This is a genomic window from Cryobacterium sp. 10I1 (assembly GCF_035019805.1).
Taxonomy (GTDB): Bacteria; Actinomycetota; Actinomycetes; order Actinomycetales; family Microbacteriaceae; genus Cryobacterium; species Cryobacterium glucosi.
Window position 1 is genome coordinate 1 of the sequence record NZ_JASJVF010000444.1, and the last position, 1,508, is coordinate 1,508.

Sequence of the window (1,508 nt, forward strand, 5' to 3'; positions counted from 1 at the left end):
ACCCTGACGACGTCGAGCTGCGCCCCTTCGTCCTCCCCGAGCTGTGCGAGGTGCGCCTCCGCGGCGACTGGGTGCCCGTCGACCCGCTCGCTAATTAAAGCGGAATATATTAGGTTTAAATCATGGTTGACATGATCCCCCTTCTTCCCGCATCCGCACCCCGGCCCGCGGCCCACGACGAGCCCGCCGGCCACACCTGCACCTGCGGCGAGGCCGAGGCCGCAGGATACCCAGAACTGGACGCCCGGCAGCTGCCGCACGCGATCCGGCACGCCGCGATTTTCGGCGCGCTGGACGCTGTCCTCCCCGGCGGCGGCCTGGTCCTCGTCGCTCCCCACGACCCGCTGCCCCTCCTCGCCCAGCTCGAACAGCGCCACCCGGGCCGGTTCACGGTGAGCTATCTTTCCCGCGAGCCCGAGGCGTGGAAGCTCCAGCTCACCCGCTGAAGCGCCGCAGGTCAGGTTCCGTCCGGTTCCAGCGTTTAGGGTGGGCCCATGACGACTTCTGTGCCCACCCTGACCCTCAACGACGGCCACACCATTCCTCAGCTCGGCTTCGGCGTGTTCAAGGTCGATCCGGACGAAACGACCCGCATCGTCTCCGACGCCCTCGAGGTGGGCTACCGCCACCTCGACACGGCCGCGATCTACGGGAACGAAGCCGGAGTCGGGGCCGCGATCGCGGCATCCGCCGTGCCTCGCTCCGAGCTCTTCGTCACGACGAAGCTGTGGAACAGTGAACAGGGAACCCAGAGCGCATTCGACGCTTTCGACCTGAGCCTCGAGAAGCTCGGGCTCGACTACGTCGATCTGTACCTCATCCACTGGCCGACGCCGGCGAAGGACAGCTACATCCAGAGCTGGAAGGCGCTCGAGAAGATCCGCGCCTCCGGACGTGCACGCTCGATCGGTGTCTCGAACTTCCTCGTGCCGCACCTCGAACGCCTTCTCGCCGAGACGGATGTCGTCCCGGCGGTCAACCAGATCGAGCTGCACCCCGCGCACCAGCAGCCTGAGGTCACCGCGTTCGCGCGCGCCCACGGGATTCAGATCGAGGCGTGGGGACCCCTGGGCCAGGGCAAGTACCCACTCCTCGAGGAGCCCGTCGTCGTCGTCGCGGCCGAGGCGCACGGCAAGAGCCCCGCTCAGGTGGTCATCCGCTGGCACCTGCAGACCGGCAACATCCTGTTCCCGAAGTCGAACCGGCGCGCGCGCATGATCGAGAACCTCGACGTCTTCGACTTCGAGCTCAGCCACACCGAACTCGCCACGATCTCCGCGCTCGAGCGCGCCGGCCGCGTGGGCTCCCACCCCAACGACGTGAACTAGGCTCCGCTCAGAACGGGTAGCTGCCCGGCGTGCGGCGCAGGGTGATCCAGCGCGTCTCCGTGAAGGCGTCGATGTTGGCCTCCGCACCGCCCTGCCGCGAACCCGTGCCGGACGAGCCGACGCCGCCGAACGGTGTGTTCGCCTCGTCGTTGACCGTCTGGTCGTTGATGTGCACGATGC

The 1,508-nt window shown here is 67.7% G+C and carries 3 protein-coding genes; 2 read left to right on the forward strand and 1 reads right to left on the reverse strand.

Features of this window, described 5'->3' with window-relative positions:
• Positions 1-122 precede the first annotated feature (122 nt).
• Positions 123-446, forward strand: a complete 324-nt coding sequence (locus tag QN345_RS18915; protein WP_134449357.1) for a DUF2249 domain-containing protein — start codon at positions 123-125, stop codon at positions 444-446.
• Positions 447-494: 48 nt separating this feature from the next.
• Entirely contained in the window at positions 495-1,328 is an 834-nt protein-coding gene (locus QN345_RS18920; RefSeq protein ID WP_322188263.1) for an aldo/keto reductase, read from the forward strand.
• Positions 1,329-1,335: 7 nt separating this feature from the next.
• On the opposite strand, the gene QN345_RS18925 is transcribed toward QN345_RS18920, so the two are convergent.
• Complete coding sequence (locus QN345_RS18925) at positions 1,336-1,503, reverse strand: aldehyde dehydrogenase family protein (protein WP_323509097.1); 168 nt, start codon at positions 1,501-1,503, stop codon at positions 1,336-1,338.
• Between the last annotated feature and the right edge of the window lie 5 nt (positions 1,504-1,508).